The organism is Halomarina salina (assembly GCF_023074835.1).
Taxonomy (GTDB): Archaea; Halobacteriota; Halobacteria; order Halobacteriales; family Haloarculaceae; genus Halomarina; species Halomarina salina.
In genome coordinates this window covers 3,000,076-3,023,266 of the sequence record NZ_JALLGW010000001.1, presented here as the reverse complement: position 1 = coordinate 3,023,266, position 23,191 = coordinate 3,000,076, and the positions used below count along the sequence as shown (strand labels likewise).

The 23,191-nt window shown below is 67.5% G+C and carries 20 protein-coding genes and 1 tRNA gene; 13 read left to right on the top strand and 8 right to left on the bottom strand.

The genetic code is table 11. The features are described 5' to 3' along the window. Positions 1-26 precede the first annotated feature (26 nt). Positions 27-857, bottom strand: coding sequence for a diphthine synthase (gene dph5, locus MX571_RS15375; protein WP_247418253.1), 831 nt, complete (start codon positions 855-857; stop codon positions 27-29). Positions 858-977: 120 nt separating this feature from the next. Here dph5 and MX571_RS15370 point away from each other — a divergent pair, with 120 nt between their 5' ends. Beyond that, positions 978-1,958, top strand: coding sequence for a class I SAM-dependent methyltransferase (locus MX571_RS15370; RefSeq protein ID WP_247418252.1), 981 nt, complete (start codon positions 978-980; stop codon positions 1,956-1,958). Positions 1,959-1,984: 26 nt separating this feature from the next. On the opposite strand, the gene MX571_RS15365 is transcribed toward MX571_RS15370, so the two are convergent. Beyond that, the gene (locus tag MX571_RS15365) at positions 1,985-2,218 is read right to left on the bottom strand and encodes an amphi-Trp domain-containing protein (protein WP_247418251.1); all 234 of its coding nucleotides are present in this window, start codon (positions 2,216-2,218) and stop codon (positions 1,985-1,987) included. A 122-nt stretch (positions 2,219-2,340) separates the two neighbouring features. On the opposite strand from MX571_RS15365, the gene MX571_RS15360 reads away from it, so the two are divergent. The 5 genes from MX571_RS15360 to MX571_RS15340 all read left to right on the top strand — a co-directional run bounded on the left by MX571_RS15360 (position 2,341) and on the right by MX571_RS15340 (position 6,098). After that, positions 2,341-2,616, top strand: coding sequence for a HalOD1 output domain-containing protein (locus tag MX571_RS15360; protein ID WP_247418250.1), 276 nt, complete (start codon positions 2,341-2,343; stop codon positions 2,614-2,616). Positions 2,617-2,730: 114 nt separating this feature from the next. Continuing rightward, positions 2,731-3,000, top strand: coding sequence for a UPF0058 family protein (locus MX571_RS15355; RefSeq protein WP_247418249.1), 270 nt, complete (start codon positions 2,731-2,733; stop codon positions 2,998-3,000). 176 nt (positions 3,001-3,176) lie between these two features. Further along, positions 3,177-3,249: transfer RNA gene (locus MX571_RS15350), tRNA-Thr, on the top strand. Positions 3,250-4,096: 847 nt separating this feature from the next. After that, the gene (locus MX571_RS15345; protein ID WP_247418248.1) at positions 4,097-5,026 is read left to right on the top strand and encodes an NAD-dependent epimerase/dehydratase family protein; all 930 of its coding nucleotides are present in this window, start codon (positions 4,097-4,099) and stop codon (positions 5,024-5,026) included. A gap of 151 nt (positions 5,027-5,177) precedes the next feature. Further along, on the top strand, positions 5,178-6,098 hold the full coding sequence (locus tag MX571_RS15340) for a glycosyltransferase family 2 protein (protein ID WP_247418246.1): 921 nt from the start codon (positions 5,178-5,180) through the stop codon (positions 6,096-6,098). Positions 6,099-6,106: 8 nt separating this feature from the next. Here MX571_RS15340 and MX571_RS15335 read toward each other — a convergent pair whose 3' ends face one another. Further along, positions 6,107-7,249, bottom strand: a complete 1,143-nt coding sequence (locus MX571_RS15335; RefSeq protein WP_247418245.1) for a Gfo/Idh/MocA family protein — start codon at positions 7,247-7,249, stop codon at positions 6,107-6,109. Positions 7,250-7,449: 200 nt separating this feature from the next. Here MX571_RS15335 and MX571_RS15330 point away from each other — a divergent pair, with 200 nt between their 5' ends. The 3 genes from MX571_RS15330 to MX571_RS15320 all read left to right on the top strand — a co-directional run bounded on the left by MX571_RS15330 (position 7,450) and on the right by MX571_RS15320 (position 11,430). Continuing rightward, complete coding sequence (locus MX571_RS15330; protein ID WP_247418243.1) at positions 7,450-8,622, top strand: FG-GAP repeat domain-containing protein; 1,173 nt, start codon at positions 7,450-7,452, stop codon at positions 8,620-8,622. A 207-nt stretch (positions 8,623-8,829) separates the two neighbouring features. Further along, positions 8,830-10,086, top strand: a complete 1,257-nt coding sequence (locus tag MX571_RS15325; RefSeq protein WP_247418242.1) for a carbohydrate-binding domain-containing protein — start codon at positions 8,830-8,832, stop codon at positions 10,084-10,086. 45 nt (positions 10,087-10,131) lie between these two features. Then, a complete protein-coding gene (locus MX571_RS15320; protein WP_247418241.1) occupies positions 10,132-11,430 on the top strand; it encodes a right-handed parallel beta-helix repeat-containing protein in 1,299 nt (432 codons plus the stop codon). Positions 11,431-11,491: 61 nt separating this feature from the next. Here MX571_RS15320 and MX571_RS15315 read toward each other — a convergent pair whose 3' ends face one another. From MX571_RS15315 to MX571_RS15300, 4 genes are all read right to left on the bottom strand, one after another. After that, positions 11,492-12,979 carry a sulfatase family protein gene (locus MX571_RS15315; RefSeq protein ID WP_247418240.1) on the bottom strand — a complete coding sequence of 496 codons (1,488 nt, stop codon included), beginning with the start codon at positions 12,977-12,979 and terminating at the stop codon, positions 11,492-11,494. Positions 12,980-12,992: 13 nt separating this feature from the next. Further along, the gene (locus MX571_RS15310) at positions 12,993-14,876 is read right to left on the bottom strand and encodes a hypothetical protein (RefSeq protein WP_247418239.1); all 1,884 of its coding nucleotides are present in this window, start codon (positions 14,874-14,876) and stop codon (positions 12,993-12,995) included. A 93-nt stretch (positions 14,877-14,969) separates the two neighbouring features. Further along, complete coding sequence (locus tag MX571_RS15305; protein ID WP_247418232.1) at positions 14,970-16,250, bottom strand: glycosyltransferase; 1,281 nt, start codon at positions 16,248-16,250, stop codon at positions 14,970-14,972. Continuing rightward, positions 16,251-17,387: a glycosyltransferase family 4 protein gene (locus MX571_RS15300; RefSeq protein ID WP_247418231.1), complete on the bottom strand. Its 1,137-nt coding sequence runs from the start codon at positions 17,385-17,387 to the stop codon at positions 16,251-16,253. It lies immediately after the preceding gene. 231 nt (positions 17,388-17,618) lie between these two features. On the opposite strand from MX571_RS15300, the gene MX571_RS15295 reads away from it, so the two are divergent. The 4 genes from MX571_RS15295 to MX571_RS15280 all read left to right on the top strand — a co-directional run bounded on the left by MX571_RS15295 (position 17,619) and on the right by MX571_RS15280 (position 21,233). After that, on the top strand, positions 17,619-18,581 hold the full coding sequence (locus MX571_RS15295; protein WP_247418229.1) for a glycosyltransferase family 2 protein: 963 nt from the start codon (positions 17,619-17,621) through the stop codon (positions 18,579-18,581). A 117-nt stretch (positions 18,582-18,698) separates the two neighbouring features. Beyond that, positions 18,699-19,862, top strand: coding sequence for a glycosyltransferase (locus MX571_RS15290; protein ID WP_247418228.1), 1,164 nt, complete (start codon positions 18,699-18,701; stop codon positions 19,860-19,862). A 15-nt stretch (positions 19,863-19,877) separates the two neighbouring features. Next, a complete protein-coding gene (locus MX571_RS15285) occupies positions 19,878-20,192 on the top strand; it encodes a DUF8044 family membrane protein (protein WP_247418227.1) in 315 nt (104 codons plus the stop codon). Between the two features lie 63 nt (positions 20,193-20,255). Next, the gene (locus tag MX571_RS15280) at positions 20,256-21,233 is read left to right on the top strand and encodes a DUF1616 domain-containing protein (RefSeq protein ID WP_247418226.1); all 978 of its coding nucleotides are present in this window, start codon (positions 20,256-20,258) and stop codon (positions 21,231-21,233) included. 166 nt (positions 21,234-21,399) lie between these two features. Here the strand turns inward: MX571_RS15280 and MX571_RS15275 are convergent, their stop codons facing one another. Further along, positions 21,400-22,905 carry a lipopolysaccharide biosynthesis protein gene (locus MX571_RS15275; protein ID WP_247418225.1) on the bottom strand — a complete coding sequence of 502 codons (1,506 nt, stop codon included), beginning with the start codon at positions 22,903-22,905 and terminating at the stop codon, positions 21,400-21,402. Positions 22,906-23,191: the final 286 nt, after the last annotated feature.

Sequence of the window (23,191 nt, the reverse complement as noted above, 5' to 3'; positions counted from 1 at the left end):
TCCTCTCCTCCGTACCATCCGCTGGCTCAGACCGTTCGTTCGTCGACCAGCGCAGCAGGTGCGCCCGCGAGTTCCCGGAGCGCGTCCGCCTCCAGCAGGTGCAGGTCCCCCGGCACGACGAGTAGGTGCAGCGGGTCGCCGAACGACCGCTCCGCGAGCGACTGCAGGCTGTCGGCGACGACGAGTGGGTCGGGACTGCCCGCCCGACAGACGGCGACCGCGAGCGTCTCCGGCAGGTCTTCGGACAGCAGGTCGGCGGCGTAGTCCGCGCTCATGAACGCCTCGCGCTCGCGGTCGTCCGTCGTACGCTCCGCGTTGCGCTGGTCGGTCGAACTCCCCTCGACCTTGATGTCGAGGAAGACGAGCGTGTGCAGGCCGCGCTCGCGGTTGTCGGCGATGGTGTCGAGCACGCTGCCCGGCACGCCGTCGCCGCCGTGGACGTACGGGAACGGGAGCGTCGTCGCCTTTCCGAACCGGTAGTTCTGCAGGCCGGTCAGCGACGAGGCGGCGGCTTCGGCGGTCGTTCCGTGAATGACGCGCGTCTCGATGCCTCGCTCCTCGGCGCGCATCCGCAGGTCGACGTGCGTCGTCGATATCATCGTGTCGCCGGCGGTGAGGAACGCCACGTCCGACGCTTCGGCGGCGTCGAGGATGGGCTCCGGCTCCTGTTCGACGCCTGCGCGGTCCCGGACCTCGATGTCGGTGTCGTGGAACGCTTCCACGGCCTCCAGCGACGTTCCCATCAGTCGCGACGTGTAGAACTCGGCGAAGACGCGGTCGGCCGCACGGAGCGCTTCCCGTCCCTCGACGGTGACCGAGCGTTCGTCCCAGAGACCGAGTCCGACGAAGGTGAGCATGTGTCCGCTGGTCGTCGCGGGGGCTTAACGCCGTGGACTCGTCACCGGTAGCCGACCGGGAGTCGCCCGTAGTGGCCGACGAAGCGTCAGGCTTAGCCCACCACGCTCGCGAGAGGCGGTATGGAAGTTCCGTGCGTCCGCGTCCGTCCGCAGTCGGGGGAGACGACGCGGAGCGCCCTCGCCGCGCTCGACCTCGTCGACGAGGACCACGAGATAACGGTCGCAGACGGCTGGCTCTACGTCCCGGTGAGCGACGGCGAGGCGGCCACCGCCGAGGGCTACGAGGTCGTCGCGCACGACGTGCCCGCCCGAGCGGGGCAGCAGATGCCCGCCGACGTCCTCGGCTGGGAGCCGAGCTACGAGCGCATCGGCGACGTGGCCATCCTCGACGAGGACGACGCCGACCGGGCCAGGGCCGTCGCCGACGCCATCGTCGAGAGCGACCTGCCCGTCGAGAGCGTCGTCAACCGAGCCTCGAAGGTGAAAGGTGAGTTGCGCGTCCGGGACTGGGACGTCCTCGCGGGCGACACCAGGACGGTCCACCGCGAGTACGGCTTCGAATACGCACTCGACCTCGCCACGGTGTACTTCTCGCCGCGGCTCGCGACCGAGCGCCACCGCGTCGCCGAACAGGTCGCCGCCGACGAGCGGGCGTTCGACATGTTCGCGGGCGTCGGGCCGTTCGTGATACCGTTCGCCGCGCGTGGCGCGACCTGCGTCGGGACGGACCTCAACGAGGCTGCCGTCGCGTTCCTGCGCGAAAACGCCGAGCGGAACGGGGTGGCCGACCGGGTGACGGCCATCGCCGGCGACGTGCGCGAGGTGGCGACCGAGTACACGGACTGGGCCGACCGGCTCGTGATGAACCTCCCGCACAGCGCCGACGCGTTCCTCGACACGGCGGTCGCGCTCGCGGACGACGACTGCGTGCTCCACTACTACGACATCCAGCACGACGAGGAGCCCTTCGGTCCGGGCGAGCGGGCGATACGAGCGGCCGCGGAGCCGACGTACTCGGTCACGGTGGAGACCCGACACGTCGTCCGGTCGTACGCACCACACGAGGAGAACGTCTGCCTCGACGTCCGACTCACGCGGTGAGAACTCGGCGGTACCGGGCCGACGCGTTACGGCTTCCAGTTCAGCGTCACCGTCACCGTCTCACGGTTGCTCCGGAGGAGCGACTTCCGCTCCTCGACGCTGATCTCGTAGGATAGTTCTTCAGCGGGCGAGAGTTCGACGGTCTTGTTTCCGACCCTGAAGTTCCCGCTCCCCTCGCGGAGTTCTCCAGCGAGGTGTTCGAGTCGTTCGGCGGCCGCTTCACGCGACAACGTCGTCTCGTCCTGCAGTTTCTCGGCCATGGACCGTTCGACGGTCGGCAGCGAAATAAGCCTGCGGCCCCGCGACCGGGGAGCGGCGTCGGTACGCCCCGGTAGACCGTACCTCAGTACACTTATTCCGGAGCAGGAATCACCTCCTGAAAATGTCGCAGTTCCGTAGGGTCGACGATGCGCCGAGTACGGGCATCGTCGGTGCCGTCGCTTCCGCGGAGGGTGTACCACCACGAACGCTCGAACCACTCTACGACACCGTCGACCCCGACGCGCTCGACGCCCTGGTCGCCGACCCGAACCCGGTCCACGTCCAGTTCGAGTACGAGGGACACATCGTCACCGTCGACTGTGGGGGCCGAGTCGAACTCGAGAACACGGCGACCGTGACCGCCGCGGACGCGGACTCGGGCGCTCTCTCGGACTGACTGCCGCCGGACCGCAGGACGTCGAGGTGACAGCCGAGGCAGCGAACCTCCTCCGTGGTACGGTGTAGCATGTCTCGAAGGTTTTAGGCAGACCAAACTCTTAGTCTGTACACTATGAGGAAGCGGGAACTGGTCCACGTCCACGCCCTGCTCGCCCGGATTCGGTGGTACGCCGACGACCGTGGTGACCTCCCGGCCGACGCCCTCGACGAGTACGACGCACTGGGCGTCGCTCCGACGGCGGTGTACCGGTCGAAGCAGGCCCACGAGGAGGCGGTCATCACGCTCACCGAATCGCTGGCCAGCGCGGTCGAGGACACCGAACCGACCGACGAACGGAGCCCGTCACACGACGACCAGGCGGCGAGCGCACAGGGCGATTGAGCGGGGGCGGCTGGCGTCCCCGAGTACCGATACGTGCGCTGCAGTAGGAACGTATCCGGCAGCGACACGACGACGGAACGACCGTACCGTGAGGTCGCCGGATTCACGGACCGGGACGCGGTCGTCACACTCCGCAACCCTTAAGCTTCAGTTGGCACCAGTATCTGGTACACCGCGCCGGTGTAGCTCAGCTGGCAGAGCGATTCCTTCGTAAGGAATAGGCCGAGGGTTCAAATCCCTCCACCGGCTCTCCTCCTCCCTTCGTCGCCGCTCGAACGACCGACTGGTATCCGGACACAGCTACTGCTGTTACTCACTGCAGGGGTACCGGCTGCCGAGTGGACCGGGAAACGGTGGAAGAGGTCCCTGACACGCGCCAGGGCGAGCGTCGAGCCACGGGAGGCGTAGGGTGCCTCTGACAGCGCTGTGAACGTTTCCCGTGGCTCTCTTATAGAGAAGGGGCGCTGAAATTTATTTGTTTCGACGATTCATAATCCCGACAAAAAGGACGGCGCTCGTCGTGAGAGGTAGTCTCGCTCCACGGCCCGCCCTCGGGCGTCGGAGTGTCGCAGTAGGAGACCAGAAGTCGTGGCGAACCGACTCCACTGTCGTCGCGTCGCCGACGACCTGTCCCCGAGCCTCGAGACCGCTTCGTGGTGAACGTCCCCAGCGTTCCGGCCGTCGCTGGGCTCCACCCGAATCGCCTCCGGAGCGTCCCCGGCGACTGGCCGTTGACATTCCAAACAGATTCGTGAACATCTCCGATTCCTAGAAATACAGATAAAGTTATCAGTCATCACGATGGGAGTACACTGGGGGAGTCGCCCGGACGAGACGAGTAGGAAGGAAGGTCGGATCATCCGGCGGCAGAGACAGATAACCCGCTGGCCGACGGAGGCCGGCGAGTTCCCCTCGGAGCGCCTCTGACAGCCTCTGGAACCGCCTCACGGCGGTGTCTTTTATCTTGGCTCGAGTGGCGACTCTGGAGCGCGCGGAATCGGCACCTCAGTCCGACCCGTGCGCGTGGGTCCGCGTCCGGTACCGTCCCGATACCCGACATCGGAACACCGATGTAGCGGTGCTTTCGACACCCAGTATGGAACTCATCGGGAAGCGCATCGTCGTGACTGGTGGTGCGGGGCTCATCGGCTCACAGCTCGCCGCCGACCTCGCCGCCGAGAACGACGTGGTGGTCGTCGACGACCTCTCGAACGGTCGACTGGACAGCGTTCCCGACGAGGTGACGTTCGTCGACGGCGACCTGCTCGACGAGTCGGACGTGGCGACCGCGATCACCGAGGACGTCGACGTGGTGTTCCACCTGGCGGCCGCCGACAAGTACGTCGACACGGACTCGCCACGCCGGCAGTTCGAGACGAACACCCGGATGACCCACAACGTCCTCGAACGGATGGACGCCGTCGGCGTGACGAACCTCGCGTTCACCTCCTCGTGTACGGTGTACGGCGAGGCAGGAGAACCGACGCCAGAGGACTACGGCCCGCTCGAACCCATCAGCACGTACGGGGCGACCAAACTCGCCGAGGAGTCCGTCTGCTCGGTGTACGCCCACAGCAAGGACTTCACGGTCTGGACGTTCCGGTTCGCGAACATCGTCGGTCCCCGCTTCGGCGCCGGCGTCGTCCCCGACTTCGTCGAGAAACTCGACGCGACGCCCGAGACTCTCGAAATCCTCGGCAACGGCAAACAGCAGAAGTCCTACATGCACGTGACCGACTGCACGGCCGCGATGCGACACGTCGTCGAACACGCCGACGACTCGCTCAACGTGTTCAACCTCGGCACGCGCGAGACGACGGACGTGACGCGCATCGCGGACATCGTCTCCGACGAGATGGGTCTCGACCCGGAGTACGAGTACACCGGCGGCGACCGTGGCTGGACCGGCGACATCCCGCTCGTCTTCCTCCCCATCGACAGACTGCTCGCCACTGGCTTCGAGCCAGAGTACGGCTCAGACGAGGCGATTCGGGTGGTCGCGGGCCAGCTTCGAGAGCAGTTGTGAGGTCAGGGCGAGCACCCGAACGGCTCGCCAGCCGTCGCACGCGGCGACCCCGACCCCGCCGGACTGTCGACGAGAACGAGATACTTACCGACGTTCAACTCTCGTCATACTTTTTGGTGATTCGGACTGTACGGTTGTGTGACCGAACACGATGCAGCGTTCCACCCCCGCCGACCCCTGGACACCTCCCCACGAGGACGACCGGGTCAGAGACGTCGTCCACCTCCACGACAACGACGCGTCGGTGACCGTCGTCGTCGTCCTCTTCCGCACCGACCGGAGGGACTTTCGGCGAGTTCTCGATCGGCTCTCCGAACAGACCGCCTCCGACTTCGACGTCGTCCTCGTCGACAACGGGACCTCCTGGGACGTCGTCGAGGCGGTCGAGTCCCACCCGTTCGTCACCACCTACGTCGAACTGACCGAGAACCACGGCATCACCGCCGCTCGGAACATCGGAGCGGCCGCCACCGACAGTGAGATTCTCGTCTTCCTCGACGACGACGCGCTCCCCGCGCGGGATTTCGTGGCACAGCACGCCCGTATCCACCGGGACCACGACGTCGTCGCGGTCCGCGGCCGCGTCGTCCCGCGGGCAGACACCATCTACAACCGCCTCCAGACCTGGTACGACCTCGGTGACGACCCGCTCCCGTACTACATCAACATCGAGGGAAACGCGTCGTTCGACGCCGAGGCGTTCCTCGCCGTGGCGGGGTTCAACGAGGCGCTGACGGGTCGGGCCGGACACGAGGGAATCGAACTGTCGTATCGGCTGGAGAGCGTCGTCGAGGGGGACGAGGCGCTCCGCTACCACCCCGGCCCCGTCGTCTACCACGACTACGCGACGTCGCTCCGCGGCTACGTGCGGAAGGTCGTCTACGCCCGCAAGACGAAACGCCTCCTCGAACGCATCTACCCCGACGTGTTCGAGTACGCCGCGCAGTACTCGGAGGTGCAGCAGACCTCGTCGGGGCTCTCTCACACCGACCGCCTGAAGGAGGTCGCCATCAACACCCTCGTCGAACTGTGGAGCCTCGTCGACCGGGCAGCAGGCAGTAGCCCCCGGTGACCGTTGCGTTAGCCGCTCGACTCCAGTTCTAACGCCCCGCTCTCGACCATCTGCGTCAGCGGGTTGTCGTCGATGAGGAGCGGGAGGTCCACCCGGCCCCGTCGCCGCACCGACTCCCACGTCGCGAAGACGAGTTCGTCGGCCGCGAGCGCCGCCGAGGCGTTGCACGTCGGCTCCGTACCGGTTTCGAGGGCGGTCACGAGGTCCTCGATACCCCGCTGGGTGTAGGAGGTGTCGCCGAGACGCTCGTCCGCTCGGCTGGAGACGCGGCCGAGGACCGAGCGGGCCGCGGACTTCACGAGCCCCGCCTGTGGGCCGTAGAGGCGGTCGTCGCCGGTGTCGACCTGCCGCCAGCCCCTCCCGTCCTGACGGATGCGGAGCGGTTCGCTCCCGGAGCGAATCTCCACGCAGCCGTCCGTCCCACGGAGTCGGAGGTAGCAGTCGACCATCCGGTCGTCGCCGGTGGTGCCCAGGCCGAACACGCCGTTCTCGTAGCGCCACTGCGTTATCGCCTGGTTCTCGTTGTGCTCGCCGAACCAGCAGTTCTCCTCGCTGTACTCCAGCTGGCCGAGCACCCAGTCGACGCGCCTGTCGCCCGCGAAGTAGTGGCAGAGGTCGAACGAGTGCGAGCCGGTGTCGTAGAGATGTTCCTCGGCGAACTCGACGCGTCGCAGGTCGCCGATGGCCCCCTCGTCCAGCAGTCGCTTCGCCTCCCTGACCGGCCGGCCGAACCGGAGCTGGTGGTTGATGGTCAACTGGACGCCCGCGTCCGAGCAGGCGTGTTTCATCCGGCGCGAGTCCGCCCACGTCGTCGCCATGGGCTTCTCGCAGTGGACGGCCTTCGGGATACCGCTCTCGGCGCAGTCGACGACGATGGGTGCGTGGACGGCCGGCGGGACGCAGACGGAGACGATGTCCGGTTCCACCTCGGCGAGCAGCTCCTCGTAGTGCTCGTACACGTTCTCCGAGTCGATGTCGTGGCGGTCGGCGAACGCCTCGGCGTTCTCTCTGACGATGTCCGCACAGGCGACGAGACGGCAGTTCTCCAGTCGGTCGTAGCCCGCGGCGTGGCGATAGGCCATCGCGAACCCCGTCCGGTCCGGGTCGTCCGGGGTCGCGCCGGTGCCGACGAAGGCGACGTCGAAGGGCATTGTCGTCTCGACGACATCACCGGGTTTTGATATGCACCGCATAATCGACGCACGTCGCCGCGACTCGGGAGGGCGAACGAGGCGGGTGATCCTATCTGGAGTTCGAGACCGCGCCGCGCGTCGGGCGACTCCACACTGTCCCTGCAGGACCCGCCCGCAGGCGGCGGGTAGTTAAACCACGAGGTGCCGAACCCGAGCGTATGGAGTTCCGACACGAGCGCGTGGACGACGACCCTCCGTCCGGGGTCCTGAGCATGTGTCTCTGCTCCGACCTCACCGGGAACGGACGGCCCGACATCGTCATCGGGGCGAACGGCGAACCGCATCCCGCGAAGGGAGTGCTCGCGATGGCCGAGCGGCGCGGCCTCCCGACGTTCCCCGGTCTCCGCGAACGCGTAGGGCTCGGCGAGACCAACCTGTTCTGGTACGAGAACCCCGGTTGGGAGCGCCACCGCATCGACCACGCGCCGCCGCTGGGCGTCGGCGGTGCGCTCGGCGACATCTCGGGCGACGGCCGCGACGACCTCCTCGCTGGTCAGCACCTCCCGACCGATGTCCTCGGTCGGTCGCTCAGCCCGGAACTGTACTGGTTCGAGCAACCCGCCGACCCCCGCGACCCGTGGACGCGACGGACCATCACCGACGAGTTCGTCTCGTACCACGACGTCGCCATCGCCGACGTCGACGGGGACGGTGAGGACGAGGTCGTCGCGCTGGCCGTCCACAGCCAGACGCTCTACTACTACGACGTCCCCGACGACCCGACGCAGTCGCCGTGGCCCGTCGAGAACCGCCAGGTCGTCTCCGACGACGTCGACGCCGAGGGCCTCCTCGTCGGGGACCTCGACGGCGACGGCGAGAACGAGGTCGTCGCCGGGCCGAACGTCTTCCACCGGGAGGCCGACGACTGGGTCCGGGAGTCCGTCGCCGAGGGGTGGAAGTGGACGCGGGTCGTCGCCGCGGACCTCGACGGCGACGGCGCGGACGAACTCGTCTTTAGCGAGGGCGACCGCCCGTACCACGACGGGACGCCGGGACGCGTGGGGTGGGCCGACCCCCCCGACTGGGAGATGACGGTCCTGCACGACGACCTCCAGAACCCCCACTCGCTGCAGAGCGCGGACTTCACCGGCGACGGGTCGCCGGACGTCTACGTGGCCGAGATGGGCCTGGGAACGACCGACTCGCCACGCCAGTTCGTCTACGCGAACGACGGGGACGGGTCGTTCACCGAACGCTGCATCGCTCGCGGGACTCCGACCCACGAGGCGAAGGCCGTCGACCTGACGGGCGACGGTCGTCCGGACATCGTGGGTAAATCCTACACCCCGACCCACCACGTCGACGTCTGGTTCAACGAGCGCCGAGAGTAGCCGCTCGCCGGGAAATTTCTCGGATTCGAATAGTCTCGATAGCCGGAAGATATAAACGGGGGCCTCGCCGGGGATTGGTCTCATTCGATGACTATCCGCCGTACTGATGGCTGATTCACTGCGAGCGGCGGTACTCGGTCGTTCACGCTTCGCTCAATACATAGCTGACAATCAGATTCATCCGAGACTTTCACAAGATAATGAGTAATGCCCAAAGAAGACAGTAATGCCGGGAGAGAGGACGGCGGCGGGTCGAGGTCGACGCTGTCACGGCGTGCGGTCCTCGGCCTCTCCGCGGCGGCAGCGGCCTCGGGGCTGGGACTGACAGTGATGGAGAGTGAACCGACCGCGGCCGCTCCCGTCCAGGTACCGACGGTGTACAGCTACGACGGCTCGGCGGTCGTGCAGGGTGGCACGACCGAACTCGTCGACGGGACGGTCGCCGAGACGGAACCGAACGACGAACGGAGCGCGGCGAACCGGGTGCCGTCCGGCGGGACGGTCAGCGCGACGCTCGACAGCGGCGAGGTCGACTGGTTCACCTTCGCGGCGGCCGTCGGCGACCCGATCCGGGTCGTCCTCGACCGCGAGTCCTCGAACGGTGCCGTCGCACTCCTCGTGTACGACAGCGACGGACGGAACATCGACTTCACCATCGTCGGTGGTGATTCGCCTACGGAGATAACCCACGAGGCACGGACGGACGGGATGTACTTCACGCAGCTCGTGGACATCCACGAGGGCAGTGGCGACTACACCCTGTCCGTGACTGCGGGGGACGGCTCGGTCGAGACGCCCACGGAGACGCCTACCGCTACCCCGACCGAGACACCGACGACGACGCCGACTCCCATCGAGGGACAGTCGCCGTACGGTGGGACGGCCCGGACGATTCCGGGTCGCATCCAGATGGAGGACTTCGACGTCAGCGAGGGTGACCCGACCTACTACGACACGACGAGTGAGCAGAAGCCGTGGTCACCCGACGGCCCGGTGTACCGGGACACGGCCGTCGACATCGAGGCGTCCCAGGATTCGACGAACGACTACAGCGTCGGCTATCTCGCCGCCGGCGAGTGGCTCGAGTACACCGTCGACGTCGAACCCGGAACGTACGAACTGCACCTCCGGACCGCGTCCGCACGCGATTCGGGCACCGTTCGGCTGTCGCTGGGCGGCACCCTCCTCGCGGAGCGTGCCCTCCCGGTGACGGGCGGCTGGTTCACCTGGGAGACGGCGTCGCTCGGCGAGCACACCGTCGAATCCGGGACCCGCGACGTCCTCCGTCTCGACGTGGTCGAGGCGGGGATGAACCTCAACTGGCTCGAGTTCCGTCGCGTCGATTCGACGACGGAGACGCCGACCACCGACCCGACGGCGACGCCGACCACGACCCCAGGCTCTGACCGTGACTTCGGCGAGCAGGCGTACGGGATGTACGGCTACGGCGGCGTCAGAGAGTAACGGCACCGAACGACAGCACAACGACAACGACACACACACACGACGATGAACAACGAACGATACGCAACCCCCGAGAAAGGCAGTCTGGAGTGGCACGTCCCCCTGAACGAGAACTTCGAGAAGCTCAGCCGAGACGTCGAAGTTCGCGACGTGAAGGCGAACCGAACGAACTACGCCCCGACGGCGGGCGCGCTCTTCCGAGCGACCGACACCGGCGAGGTGTTCTACGGCGACGGCTCCCAGTGGACCGCACTCAATCCACCGAACGAGAGCCCCGAAACGACCGGCGTCGGGGGCTACGTCTCCGCCGAGTCGTACGGCCTCTCGTCGGCGGCAGACCCCGAGCAGAACGCCGACGCGCTACGGACGGCCATCGAGTCGAACGACGTCGTCTACCTCCCCGCGGGCACCTACGTCTGTGACGCAGTCGAGACCTGGAACACCGGCAACACGACCATCTTCGGTCGCGGGACGCTGAAGGCCTCGCCCGACGTCGACGAGTGGGACCACTTCCTCCGGTTCCGTGGCGGTGAGAACCTCGTCCTCGACGGCCTCACCATCGACGGTGACCGCGACGACGACACCGGTCGCGGAGCGGTCCGGTTCGAGAACGTGACCGCCGCCACGGTCAAGAACTGCGAGGTGAAGAACTGGCAGGACCACGACGGCACGACCGACCAGCCGCACGCGGTCAACTTCGTCGGCTGTCGAGGCGTCTGGGCGACCGACAACCACGTCCACCACGTCGGCGCGAAGGGCATCAACGCCTACGCGAGGAACTCCGACCCTATCGACGGCGTCGTCTTCCGCGGTAACTACGTCCACGACACCGGCGAGGAGGCGCTGTTCTGCGGCAGCGAGGTGAACACGGCGGAGAACCCGGCCCGGTTCATCGTCGAGGGCAACCACCTGCGTGACAACCGCTCGCAGTACCTCGTCCGCGTCGCGGGCGACGGCGGCGAGAACCACACCATCATCGCGAACAACACGGCGCTCGACGCATCGACGGCGGCGTACAACTACAAGACGTCCAACGTGACGGCGTCGTCGGTCGTCGTGGCCAACAACGTCTACCGCGGCGGCGGTCGCGCTGGCATCAGCGTCCAGTCGACGGGTGGCGGTCACCTCGCGGCGACGGTCACCGGCAACCGCATCGCCGGTCACCGCGGCGATGGGATCCTGTTCGAGTCCGGGTGCAAGAACGTGCTCTGCTACGGGAACTACTCGAACGGTATCCGGTCGACGGACACCGAGTCGGCGCTCGTGTTCGGCAACATGACGTACGGCTACGGGCTGGACCTCGACGGCTGGAACGTCGAGGAACAGCTGAACCTCGCCGTCTGAGCAGTCGAACCAGCGACCCGTCGCGGACGCTTTTCCGTCACACCGACGACGCACTCCCGCGTCAGATGTACCCAAGGTCTTCGAGTCGTTTCCTGCTGGCTTCGTCGACGTCGACCGACCGCTTCTCCCCCCGAGCGATAGCGCCGTGCGCGTCGTGGACGGTCGACCGGAGTCGCTCGACGACGTCCTCGTGGTCGGCCGAGATGTCGGTCGTCTCCCCAGGGTCGGCGTCGAGGTCGTACAGGACGGTGCTCCCGTCGGTCGCCTCGACGAACTTCCAGCGGCGTTCCCGTACCGACCGCAGTGCGCGGTCGAACCGGTCGAGTTCCGCCAGCGCGACGCCCGTGGACTCCTGCAGCGACTCCATCGACGGCTGGGGGACGACGTACTCGCTCACTGCCCGTTCACGAGTCCCGTACTCGCCGTCCTCGGTGACGAGGACGTTCTGCGAGACGCCGTCTGTCTCCGGCGGGTCCACACCGGCCACCGACAGCACCGTCGGGAAGAGGTCCCGGACCTCGACGGGGTCCTCGACGACCGTTCCCGGTTCGACGCGGTCGGGGTAGCGAACCAGCAGCGGGACGTGAACCAGCGTCTCGTGGAGCGAGTACTGGTGATCCATCAGGCCGTGGTCACCGACGTTCTCGCCGTGGTCACCGACGACGACGACCATCGTGTCGTCGAGCACGCCGCGCTCGCGGAGCCCCTCGAACAGGCGGTCGAGCTGGCTGTCGAGGTAGGCGAGTTCCGCGCGGTAGAGCGCTCGGAGTCCCTCGAACTGCTCGGCGGAGATGTCCGTCTCGCCGACGATGTACGGCCACGGGTCCTGCGAGACGCCGTCGAGGATGTCCGGGTCGAGGTGGTCCGGCCAGTGTCGCTCGCGGAACGCCTCGGGGGGTGCGTACGGCAGGTGCGGCTCGATGAAGTTGAGGAAGTAGAAGAACGGGGCCGTCTCCTCGGCGGTGCGGTCGAGCCACGAGAGCGTCCGGTCGACCGTCCGCTTCGCCCCGTCGTCGTGCCGTCCGGCGACGAACTTTGTGAACAGGCCGCCGACGAACCCCTTCGGCAACTCGGTTACCGGGTGTTCTCGGACGAGCTCGCGGATTGCGGCGGTCGAGACGCCGTCTTTCAGCGCCGACGTGAGGTCGATGCCGTCCCAGAACAGGCCCCACGACATCGAGAACTCGTCGAACCCCTGCGTGAAGCCGAACCCGGGGCTGACCCAGACGTTCCCCGAGATGCCCGCCGTCCGGTAGCCGTGCTCGGCGAGGCGCGTCGCCAGGGGCGTCACGTCCGGGTCGAACGACCGGTTGCCCGAGTGGACGCCGTGGTCGCTCGTCCGCTGGCCTGTGAACATCGACGCGTGGGACGGGAGGGTCCACGGGGCCGTCGAGATGGCCGCGTCGAACCGGACGCCCTCCTCGGCGAGGCGCGCCGTCGCGGGCATGAGGCCGTCGTCGAGGCCAGCGTGGACGGTCTGAGCGCGGGCCGTGTCCATGACGACGAACAGGACGTTCGGGGTCGGGTCGTGGTGGTCTGTCGGTGGCATTGGTTGTGTGGTGTCAGCTGCGAGTGCGGGTCGACGGTCGGTCCGGTGCGGTCGTCACGGCGTTCGTTCCCGTCGCCGTTCCGTTCGGAGCGTTTTCGGTCTCCGCTGGCCGTTCGTCGACGAGCCAGACGGCGTACCCGCCGTTCTCGTATATCTTCGAGGCGGTCGGGTCGTTCCGGAGTCGCTCGACGTGGGTCTCGTCGTAGAGGAACAGCTGCCGTTGCTGCTGTTCGGTGAAGTACGAGGCGGTGTAGTACTCGGTGTCGTAGGCCTTGGTGACGACGTACGACCGGCCGAACGTCTGGGCCGCCGTCTCGTTCTCGGCGTAGCCGAGCGCTGGCGGGACGCCGTTCCCCGCTATCAGCGTCTTCGGCCAGAGCTTCGGGTGGTCGCTGCCGAGGACGAACTCCTCCATCTTGTTCGACGTCGACTGCGACCGGACCGGGATGGACTCGTCGTTGCTCGAGGCGAGGAACTGCGCCCCCTCGTACTCCGAGTACGTGAGGTGCTTGTTCGGCTCGTAGGCCGCGTTCGCCCCCAGGACGGCGGCGAGAACGACGAACCCTGCCAGCAGGACCGGGAGCACGCGCCGACCGCCGTCTATCCAGCGCACCAGGAGGATGGCGACGAGCAGCGTCGCCATGAGTATCATGTACCGCGAGACGCGAATCGGCCCCTTCGCGATGAGCTGCGCGACGAGGAACACCGCCGCGATGCCGAACCCCGCTCCGAAGTGTGCTGCCGTCAGTGCCTCGGCGTACGGCACGTCGCGCTGCAGGACGCGGTAGAGGATGAACAGGGCGAACAGCCCCGCGACGACGAGGAAGACGAAGATAGCTCCGTAGACGTGCATGAACCGCGTGAACAGCTGGAGCGGCGAGAACGATGCCGACGCGGCCTGCCCGAGTTCGGCTCCGGCGGCCGTCGAGCCGTCGCTGGCGGCGGCGACGCGCGCCACGGCGTCGCGCATCTTCCGGAAGTTGATGAGCCAGACGAACGACATCGGCGGAATCGTCAGCGCCAGTCGCGGGCTGAGGACGCGGGTCGGTTCGCCCACGACCAGCCCGTAGAGCCAGGTGACGACGGACGTCCCGAGCAGGAACACCACGAGCAGGATGCTCGTCATCGGGTGGAAGTAGACCATCGTGATGCCGAACAGCACGAACAGGCCGAGGTAGACCGTGTCGTTCGTCCGCCGGTAGCGCTCGACGACGAACACGATGGCCGGGAGCAGCATGAACGAGTGGATGGCCGGGTGCATCGAGACGTGGAACGTCGTGTAGACGAACGGGACGGCCGCCAGCAGGCCGCAGGCGGTGCCGACGACGCTCCCCGTCAGCGACCTGACGAGCATCCCCACCGAGACGATGAGGATGGCGGTGAAGACGAACGCCAGCGCCGACTTCACCGAGGTGAGCGGGAGACCCATCAGGTGGAGTTGCGCCGCGAGGATGTGGTCGGCCGGGTACCAGACGCCGGGGAGTGCTCCCGTCGACACCATCGCCTTCACGTCGCCGAGGTGCCGGAGCGCGTCGGCCTGCCCCCGGCCGTAGAGCTTGTAGCCCTTCGCGACCGGCAGGAACAGGAACAGTGCGTAGTTGGCGAGGACCAGACCGATGGCCTGTCGCCAGCTCCCGCTCCCGGTCATCGCCGAGAGGAGGAGAACGACGATGCCGATGGCGAGCGTCCCGTAGAACCCGAGCCAGAACCCGAGCGGGAACCCCTCGACGACGGACGTCTCGAACCCCGTCGCCGCCGGGACGGTCAGGAAGAACACGCACTCGACGATGAGCAACAGGGCCGCCAGTCCCAGCAACAGCGACTGGGCGGTGTAGGCGTACTCGTGCTGGACCCGACTCCACCTCCCGCTCCGGTGGCCCGCCTCAAACCCGGCCATGCGTTCGCCTCCGTGCGGTGTCGCGACTCGACGCGGGGAGCGTCGGTCCGAGGTCGGCGGACGACCGACCGGTGGGTGGTCCCGTCATCGGTGTCAGTCGTCGGTCGCCGCGTCGCTCGACGCGTGCTGCCGGTGGAGGTCGCGGTAGAGGCGGAGGTGCGACGCCACCGTGTCCTCGATGCTGAACGCGTCGAGCGCGCGCTGGTAGCCGGCCCGCCCCATCGCGTCGCGGCCGTCGCTCGTCGCCACGGTCGTCATCGCCTCTGCGAGTTCCGCGGGCGACCGGATCGGCACCCGCTGGCCCGTCTCGCCGTTCAGTACGACCTCGCGAACCCCGGGGATGTCGGTGGTCACGATGGGGAGTTCGGCGGCCATCGCCTCCAGGTGCGTGATGGGGAGGCCCTCGAAGATGGAGGAGGAGACGAACACGTCGGCGGCCGCGTAGTACTCGTGGACCGTCGGGACGCGGCCCGTCACGGTGACGCTGTCGCCGATACCGAGTCGCGCGACCTCGTCGCGGATGTCCTCCTCCGCGGACCCCCAGCCGACGACGAAGAGGTGGGCGTCGGGCAGCGACTCGACGACCCGTCCCATCGCCGTGACGAGGTCGACCTGGGCCTTCTGCGGTTCGTACCGGGCGACGTTGAGGAACACCGTCTCGTCGTCCAGGTCGTGCGTCGCCCGGACCGCCGAGCCGTCGGCCGCCGCGACCTTCCGGTGGAACGCCTCGACGTCGATACCGTTGCGGATGGTACACCACTCCGGGGTCGTCCCCGGTTCGTGGAGTTCCGAACGACCGGTGAACGCGTTCTCGACACCCTCGGAGACGGCGACGGTCGTCGAGTCGAGGAACCGCGTGAGTCGCTCGCCGGCCCGCTCGACCGGGTGGTAGTTGTCCGGGACGTTGTGCTGCGTGCTGACGATGGTGTCCACGCCGAACGCTGCCCCCAGCACGCGACCGACGGTGTGGGAGTACGGCATGTGACAGTGGAGGACGTCGAACTCGGCGGTCCGGAAGAACCGGAGCGCACGCGGTATCGACAGCGGGTCGAACTGCGGTACGGACATCGAGGAGCCGAGGTCGACGACCGTCGCGCCCGCCTCCTCGAACGCCGGTCCGAGTTCGTCGTCGCCGCCGAACGAGCAGACGGTGAACGAGATGTCGGGAGAGTCCGACCCGGTGACTATCTCCAGCAGGAGCGTCGGCGCGCCGTCGGGGGCGAGGTGGTTCGTCAGGAGACAGACCTCGATGGGGTCATCGGCGCTCGCGGTCCCGGTGGGCGTCTCCTCCGTGTGTCTCTCGTCGCCCGCTGTCGCCGCCGCCGTCTCGCCGGTCGCGCCGACGGTCTCCGGAGAGGAGTCGGTCGTCCCCATCTAGCGCACCTCGACTGGCTGGCGGTCGATGGCCACCTGCATCATCTCCGTCGTCTTCTCGACGAGGTCCTCCCAGCGATAGGCGTCGAGGACCCGCTGTCTGCCCTCCTGGCCGAGCGACTCCCGGTGGTCCCGGTCGTCGGCGAGGGCGCTCATCTCCCGTGCGAACCCGTCGACGTCGCCGGTCTGGACCGTCGCCCCGGCCGCGTTGACGAGGGGCGCTATCTGGTCGAGGTGGGAGGTCACCGCCGGAGTCTCACACGACAGCGACTCCATCACGGTCCGTGGGAACCCCTCGGTTCGACTCGCCAGCACGAGGCAGTCCGCCGCGCGGTAGACGGCCGGCATCTCCTCGTACGGGACGTGACCGAGGAAGGTGACGGCGTCCGACAGGTCCTGTTCGCGGACCCTGGCCTCCAGTGCCTGGCGCAGTGGCCCGTCGCCACAGAAGTACAGCGTCGCGTCGGGGTGATCCCGTCGCACCGCTTCGAGCGCGTGCAGGACGTCCATCGGGCGCTTCCCGTCGACCAGACGGCCGACGAAGACGAACGCCATCGGGTCGTCGTCGATCTCCCGGTGCACGTCTCCCGTCGGCGAGAACGCCTTCGTGTCGATGCCGTTCGGGATGACGTCTATCTCGGTGTCGACGCCGAGTTCGCGGAGCCGACGCCGCTCGACGTCCGTGTAGCAGAACACCCGGTCGGCGAAGCCGTACGTCCACCTGCCGAGCGTCCGGAGGTGCGCCTTCGACACCCACTCCGGTGGCGTCTGGGAGAGGAGACCGTGACAGGTGACGACGACGGGGGTGTCGGAGAACCGCGCGAAGAACGAACCGACGTTGCTGGAGAAGAAGAGGTGCGAGTGGAGGTGGACGACGTCGAACTCGCTCGTATCCCGGAACATCCGGGACGTCCCCGAGAGGAGCTGGTTCCCGAATATCTCCAGCTTCGGGGTCTGCCGGACGATGGTGTAGCCGTCCGTCTCCTCGCGGTCGGGGAGGGTCTCGTCGGAGGAGACGGTACAGACGGTCACGTCGTGGCCGTTTCGCGCCTGGTCACGGCTCAGGGCGTGGATATGGTACGGCGCCCCCCCGACCGTCTCGGGGAACACGTCCTGGGCGATACGGAGAACTCTCATAGGTGCTACTCACACAATCGGGACTAAGTAAGTACGCTGTTACCACCACGAGCTGGTGAGTAAGGGCAGGTTAAACGCGCCTCACGGCCTGCGGACACTCCCCCGGGAATCTCGCTTCCTCGCAGTCACAGCCTCCGGACGGGAGCACGACGGCGAACGCGACCCGCCCAGGCCGCGCGGATGAAGACGACTACTGAAGTGGACCGCCGTACTCGGTCGGGAGAGAGACCGATGAGCGACGAAGCAGCCCCGGTCGTCAGCGTGGTCATCCCGACGTACGGGCGCCCGGAGCGGCTCCGAGCGGCCGTCGAGAGCGTCCGGGCACAGACCTACGACGCCGTCGAACTGGTCGTGGTGGACGACTGCTCGCCGACGCCAGCACGCGAGACGCTCGCGGACGTGCCCTCGGCGGGACTGGCACGACTGGAGATACTTCGCCACGATGAGAATCGGGGAGCGAACGCCGCCCGGAACACGGGCATCGAGGCGGCGACGGGGGAGTTCGTCGCGTTCCTCGACGACGACGACCGCTGGCGCGAGGAGAAACTGGCCGCACAGGTCCACGCGTTCGAGACGGGCGGCGACGCGGTCGGCGCAGTCTGTACCGGCACCGAGTACGACGGCCCCCAGGGCACGGTGACGAAGGTGCCGACCGCCGACGGCGACGTGGCGGAGGACATCCTGATGGGCGCGCCGTTCGGCGAGTTCTCCGCGCTGATGGTCCGACGGAGCGTCGTCGAGCAGGCGGGCCTCCCGGACACGGAGTTCCCGAGCTGGCAGGACAAGGAGTGGTACATCCGCCTGTCGCTGCACTGCGAGTTCCGCTCGCTCCCGGAACTGCTGACCCTGCGCGACATCGAACACGCCGACCGCATCAGCCACGACTTCGAGACGAAGCGCGACGTCTCCTACCCGCTGTTCCTCGCGAGACACCGCGACCTCGCGCGGTCGTACGGCCGCCGCTGTGAGCGTCGGTTCCTCGCCACGCTGAACACGACGCTCGGTCGCTCCGCCGTCCGGTGTGAGCGGTACGCTGACGCGCGGACCCACTTCGCTCGCGCGCTGAAGTGGGACCCCACGCTGACGGAGTGCTACCCGCTGTTCCTCGCCTCGCTCGGGGGCCGCTACTCCTACGAACTGGCTCGCGGCGTCGCCCGGATGCAACGAGAGCGGACGCGGTCCACGAGCGGGTAACGGACTGTGTTCCGGCGTGTCGCGACTCGCTTCTCGAACGGCGACTCGACAGTGCTCCGGGCCGATAGCGACCACCTACTAATGGTCGTGCTCCACCGAGAGGCTCCGTAGATAGCTATGTCGACGCACGAACGGAAGCTCTCGTTCTTCGTCCCCTCCCTCACCGTCGGCGGCGCGCAGCGCGTGACGGTGACGCTGGCGAACGAACTCGGCCGTCGCGGCTACGACGTGGACCTCGTCCTCGCGTTCAGACGCGGCAGACTCCGCTCGGAGGTCACCGGGGACGTCACCGTCGTCGACCTGCGGACGCCGACGGTCCCCGTCCTCGGTCTCGGCGCGTGCGTCCCGCGACTGGTCTCCTACCTCCGCTCGCGCCGGCCGTTCGCGCTGTTCTCGCAGATGACCTACGCCAACGTCGTCGCGCTGGCGGCCGTCGAGGTAGCCGGTACCGACGTCCGCGCGATACCGACCGAACACAACACGTTCGGCGAGAAGGAGGGTCGCAAGGACGCGCTCGTCGACGCGCTGGCGGCCCGGATGTACGGCCGCGCCGATCACCTCGTCGGCGTCTCGCGGGGCGTCGTCGACAGCGCCGTCCGGGGGACGACGGCCGACGCGAGTCGGAGCAGCGTCCTCTACAACCCGCTCCCCATCGACGAGATTCGCGACCAGGCCGCCGGTGACGTCGACCACCCGTGGCTGGCCGACGAGGACCTCGACGTCGTCCTCTCGGTCGGCCGCCTGGAGGAACAGAAGGACCTGCCGACCCTCCTTCGGGCGTTCGCTCGCGTCCACGAGGAGCGCCCGACCACCCGGCTCCTCGTCGCCGGGAAGGGGTCGTTGCGTGACGACCTCGAACGACAGGCTGCCGCGCTAGGTATCGACCACGTCGTCGACTTCCCGGGCTACGTCGACAACCAGTACGCCTGCATGGACCGCGCCGCGGTCTTCGCGCTCTCCTCGCGCCACGAGGGCCTCCCGACGACGCTCATCGAGGCGCTGGCGTGTGGCTGTCCCGTCGTCTCGACGGACTGCCCGAGCGGCCCCGACGAGATCCTCGTCGGCGGCGAGTACGGCCCGCTGGTCCCGGTCGGCGACGACGAGGCGTTCGCGGAGGCGCTCCTCGCGACGCTGGACGACCCGGTGGAGGAGGAGAGACTGCAGTCGCGGGCCGACGAGTTCTCGACTCGGACCGTCGGCGACGACTACGAGCGGTTCGTCGAGGGACTCGCCTCGCAGTCGCTCGACGGCGCGACGGAGGTCGAGTACGGTGCGCCCTGAGGTGAACCGACGGATGTGTTCCGTTTCCCGACGGAGGGTAGCGTCGTGACCGACGCGACGCTCCGCCGGTTCGTGGGCGCGTTCCTCCTCTGGTGTGTGGCGAGTGCGCTGGTCCTCAGCCAGTTCGGTCGGGTGACGACCGCCCTCGTCTACGCGACGGGATACGTCGGGTTCCTCCTGGCCGCCGAGTACTCGGCACCGATGGGGGAGCCACCGCGCTGGCACCGACACCTCCGCTGGGTGACGATACTCGGATTCGTCGGCTTCCTGGTCTTCGTCTACGGCTGGGTCCAGCAGGTCGTCCCTCCCGGAACGCTCCCGACACTGTGAATCGCTCCATGTACGACGACTACGCCACGAGACGCGCGCTGACAGACACCACGACAATTACCGATGGATAAGCAACCCTCCCGCCGTCTGGACCACACTCGCGCATCGAGTTCCGCGCACGACCTCGTCGCTGTCGTCGTCGTCGCCGGGGTCGCAGAGCTACTGGCGTTCCTCCAGCCACCGATTCCGACCGCACTCCAGCTGGTCGTCTTCCTGCCCATGCTCCTGTTCGTCCCCGGCTACGCGCTCGTCGCCGCGCTCTTCCCGGCCGCGAAGAAGGGGCCGAAGGAGACGGTCGGAGGGGGTATCGACGTGTTCGAACGACTCCTGCTCGCGGTCGTCGTCAGCGTCGCCGTCGCCGTCCTCTCGGGCGTGCTCCTCGACTGGTCGCGGTGGCTCATCGACCTGCGGTCGGTGGTGCTGGCGCTCCTCGTCCCGACGGTGCTGGGCGTCGTGGTCGCCGCCGTCCGCCGCCGCTCGCTGCCCGCCCGAGAGCGGTTCGACTACGGTCTCGCCCAGCGGTTCGGGGTCAACCGATGGCGGGAGGCGCCGCGGTTCTCTCGCGTCTCGAACGGCCTCGTGGTGCTCGCCATCGTCCTCGTCGCCGCGAGCGTCGTCTACGTCGCGGCCACCCCTCCGAACGCCGAGACGCCCACCGAGTTCTACGAGGTGTCGATAGACGAGTCGGGGAACGCCGTCGCGGGCGACTACCCGACCGAGTTCGTCCGGGGTGAAGCGACGACGCTCCACCTGCGCATCGACAACCACGAGCGCGAGACGGTGCGGTTCGCCGGCGTCGTCCAGTTACAGCAGGTGAGCGAGGACGGCACGGTGACGAGGACGGCGACCCTCTCACAGTTCGGCCGCGAGGTCCCGGCCGACGCTCGACTGGTCGTCGACCCGACGGTCACTCCGCCGTTCACCGGCGAGCGCCTCCGGCTGACGATGCTGCTGTATCGGGGAGAAGTGCCCGAGAACCCGACCGTCGACAACGCGTACCGCGAGGTGCACCGATGGGTCTCCGTGAACGCCAGTGGCTGAGGAGGCGGCCCAGAGACGAGTCAACCGGTACTCTCCGCGTCGCGCTGTTCTGCGAGCGTGTTCTCCTGGCCGACCCAGGTCGTCCCGGCGCTGTCCGCCTGTCACGTCTCGCAGGTGCCGTGGCTCCAAGGGTGGTGGCACGAGCGGCGAGGACCGGTCGTCGTCGTCAGTCGCTGAGGTTCGCGGCGATGGACTCGAGGTTCCCGCGGATGCCCCAGTCGAACGTGAGTTCCAGCACCAGCACGGAGACGCCGTAGAGGGCGACGCCGAGCACCGAGAGGGCGAGGAACTCGAGCAGCGGTGGGAGGCTGACGCTGGTGTTGAACACGACGAGTCCGGCCGACATCAGGCCGCTCGCGACGAGCGGATAGGATATCTCCGAGGCGATCTCCCGGTAGCGCACGTCGATGGAGTTCTTGATGAGGTACAGTTCGAGCGGTATCATCGGGAACAGCGAGATGCTCGTGACCGCCAGCGCGGTCCCGGTGATGCCGTACGCGTCGGTGAGCGGGTAGATGAGGATGGCGAGGAGGGTGACGCGGACGAGCGACAGTTTCGTGTGGTAGTCCGGCCGACCGGTCGCCTTCCAGACCGGCCCCCAGGTCTTCCCGAGCGACCTGAACAGCCCGTAGACGGTCAGTATCTGCATCGGGACGACCATCTCGACCCACTGCTCGCCGAGGAACGCGACGACGAAACTCGGTGCGACGATGGCGATACCACAGGACATCGGCAGCGCGACGAACGTCGTGAGGCGGAGCGACTTCAGGAACGTCTCCTTGAGCAGGTCCATGTCCGACTGGAGCTTCGAGAACATCGGGAACAGCACGCTGGAGACGACCTGCGTCAACTCCGTCGCGGGGGCGTTCGAGAACCGGTACGCGTACTGGTAGAACGCGAGCGCCGCCGGGCCGATGAACGCGGCGACGAACGCGTCGTCGCCCTGGCTGTAGAGGAAGTACAGCACCGACGACCCGGTTATCCACTTCCCGTAGCCGATGAGGTCGCGCGCCGCGTCCCGGTCGACCTCGACACCGGGTCGGAAGGGGTGGATGAGGTACGAGATGACCAGTCGGATGGCGTCGGCGGCGACGTAGCCGACGACGTACGCCCACGCGGTCTGCTCGACGAACAGCGCGTACGCGACGGCGATGACGACCATCCCGACCTCCCCCGAGAGCTTGTAGACGAAGTCCTTGTGGAACTCCAGGTTCTTCTGGAAGTAGACGATACCCGGGTTCGTCAGGCCGAACAGGAGCGGCGAGAGACCGATGGCGCGGACGAGCACGGTCGCCCGAGCCTCGTCGAACACGTCGGCGACGAACGGCGCGGCGACGTAGAGGACGGCCGCGATGAGGACGCCCCTGAGCACCTGCAACACCCACGTCGTGTTCAGATAGTGGTCGACGTCGTCTGCCTCCTGCTGGATGATGGCGGCCTCCAGGCCGATCTCGGTGAACTTCTTCGTCGCGCTCAGCACGAGCAGCGCGATGCCGACCAGGCCGATCTCGGACGGACCGATGAGCCGTGCGAGCACCGCCAGCATCCCGAGCTGGAGCAGCCGACCGAACACGTTCTGACTCATGACCCAGACCGTCCCCTTCGTGACGCGCTGGGCGGTCCCCCCGCTGGGGACCAGATGCCTGACGAGCGAACGGAGCCTGTCGATCATGCGTAGCGGATACGTCCGAGCGAAAGACGTCTAGGAGGACATGCACTATCGCCAGTCAAATAGGTTGTGTAACCTCGCGGCGAGTAGTCGACCCGACCTGCGCTCCGGCTGTCAGTTACGAGGTCCCAGGGCCACTTCAGGAGGGATTATATCGGTGAAATGGGGGTGAAAATTGGGTGTTCGACCGGTACCACTCGGATATCTCTGCTGTTCGTGAACGCTGAGTGTGTGGACGTTCAGGACGTCTCGCCGGACGAACGCTCGACCAATAAGGTGCTACTACCTA

Excerpts from the sequence above, each read along its gene's own strand:
- dph5 (WP_247418253.1), bottom strand. The coding sequence starts at position 857 with ATGCTCACCTTCGTCGGACTCGGTCTCTGGGACGAACGCTCGGTCACC.
- MX571_RS15370 (WP_247418252.1), top strand. The coding sequence starts at position 978 with ATGGAAGTTCCGTGCGTCCGCGTCCGTCCGCAGTCGGGGGAGACGACG.
- MX571_RS15365 (WP_247418251.1), bottom strand. The coding sequence starts at position 2,218 with ATGGCCGAGAAACTGCAGGACGAGACGACGTTGTCGCGTGAAGCGGCC.
- MX571_RS15360 (WP_247418250.1), top strand. The coding sequence starts at position 2,341 with ATGTCGCAGTTCCGTAGGGTCGACGATGCGCCGAGTACGGGCATCGTC.
- MX571_RS15355 (WP_247418249.1), top strand. The coding sequence starts at position 2,731 with ATGAGGAAGCGGGAACTGGTCCACGTCCACGCCCTGCTCGCCCGGATT.
- MX571_RS15345 (WP_247418248.1), top strand. The coding sequence starts at position 4,097 with ATGGAACTCATCGGGAAGCGCATCGTCGTGACTGGTGGTGCGGGGCTC.
- MX571_RS15340 (WP_247418246.1), top strand. The coding sequence starts at position 5,178 with ATGCAGCGTTCCACCCCCGCCGACCCCTGGACACCTCCCCACGAGGAC.
- MX571_RS15335 (WP_247418245.1), bottom strand. The coding sequence starts at position 7,249 with ATGCCCTTCGACGTCGCCTTCGTCGGCACCGGCGCGACCCCGGACGAC.
- MX571_RS15330 (WP_247418243.1), top strand. The coding sequence starts at position 7,450 with ATGGAGTTCCGACACGAGCGCGTGGACGACGACCCTCCGTCCGGGGTC.
- MX571_RS15325 (WP_247418242.1), top strand. The coding sequence starts at position 8,830 with ATGCCCAAAGAAGACAGTAATGCCGGGAGAGAGGACGGCGGCGGGTCG.
- MX571_RS15320 (WP_247418241.1), top strand. The coding sequence starts at position 10,132 with ATGAACAACGAACGATACGCAACCCCCGAGAAAGGCAGTCTGGAGTGG.
- MX571_RS15315 (WP_247418240.1), bottom strand. The coding sequence starts at position 12,979 with ATGCCACCGACAGACCACCACGACCCGACCCCGAACGTCCTGTTCGTC.
- MX571_RS15310 (WP_247418239.1), bottom strand. The coding sequence starts at position 14,876 with ATGGCCGGGTTTGAGGCGGGCCACCGGAGCGGGAGGTGGAGTCGGGTC.
- MX571_RS15305 (WP_247418232.1), bottom strand. The coding sequence starts at position 16,250 with ATGGGGACGACCGACTCCTCTCCGGAGACCGTCGGCGCGACCGGCGAG.
- MX571_RS15300 (WP_247418231.1), bottom strand. The coding sequence starts at position 17,387 with ATGAGAGTTCTCCGTATCGCCCAGGACGTGTTCCCCGAGACGGTCGGG.
- MX571_RS15295 (WP_247418229.1), top strand. The coding sequence starts at position 17,619 with ATGAGCGACGAAGCAGCCCCGGTCGTCAGCGTGGTCATCCCGACGTAC.
- MX571_RS15290 (WP_247418228.1), top strand. The coding sequence starts at position 18,699 with ATGTCGACGCACGAACGGAAGCTCTCGTTCTTCGTCCCCTCCCTCACC.
- MX571_RS15280 (WP_247418226.1), top strand. The coding sequence starts at position 20,256 with ATGGATAAGCAACCCTCCCGCCGTCTGGACCACACTCGCGCATCGAGT.
- MX571_RS15275 (WP_247418225.1), bottom strand. The coding sequence starts at position 22,905 with ATGATCGACAGGCTCCGTTCGCTCGTCAGGCATCTGGTCCCCAGCGGG.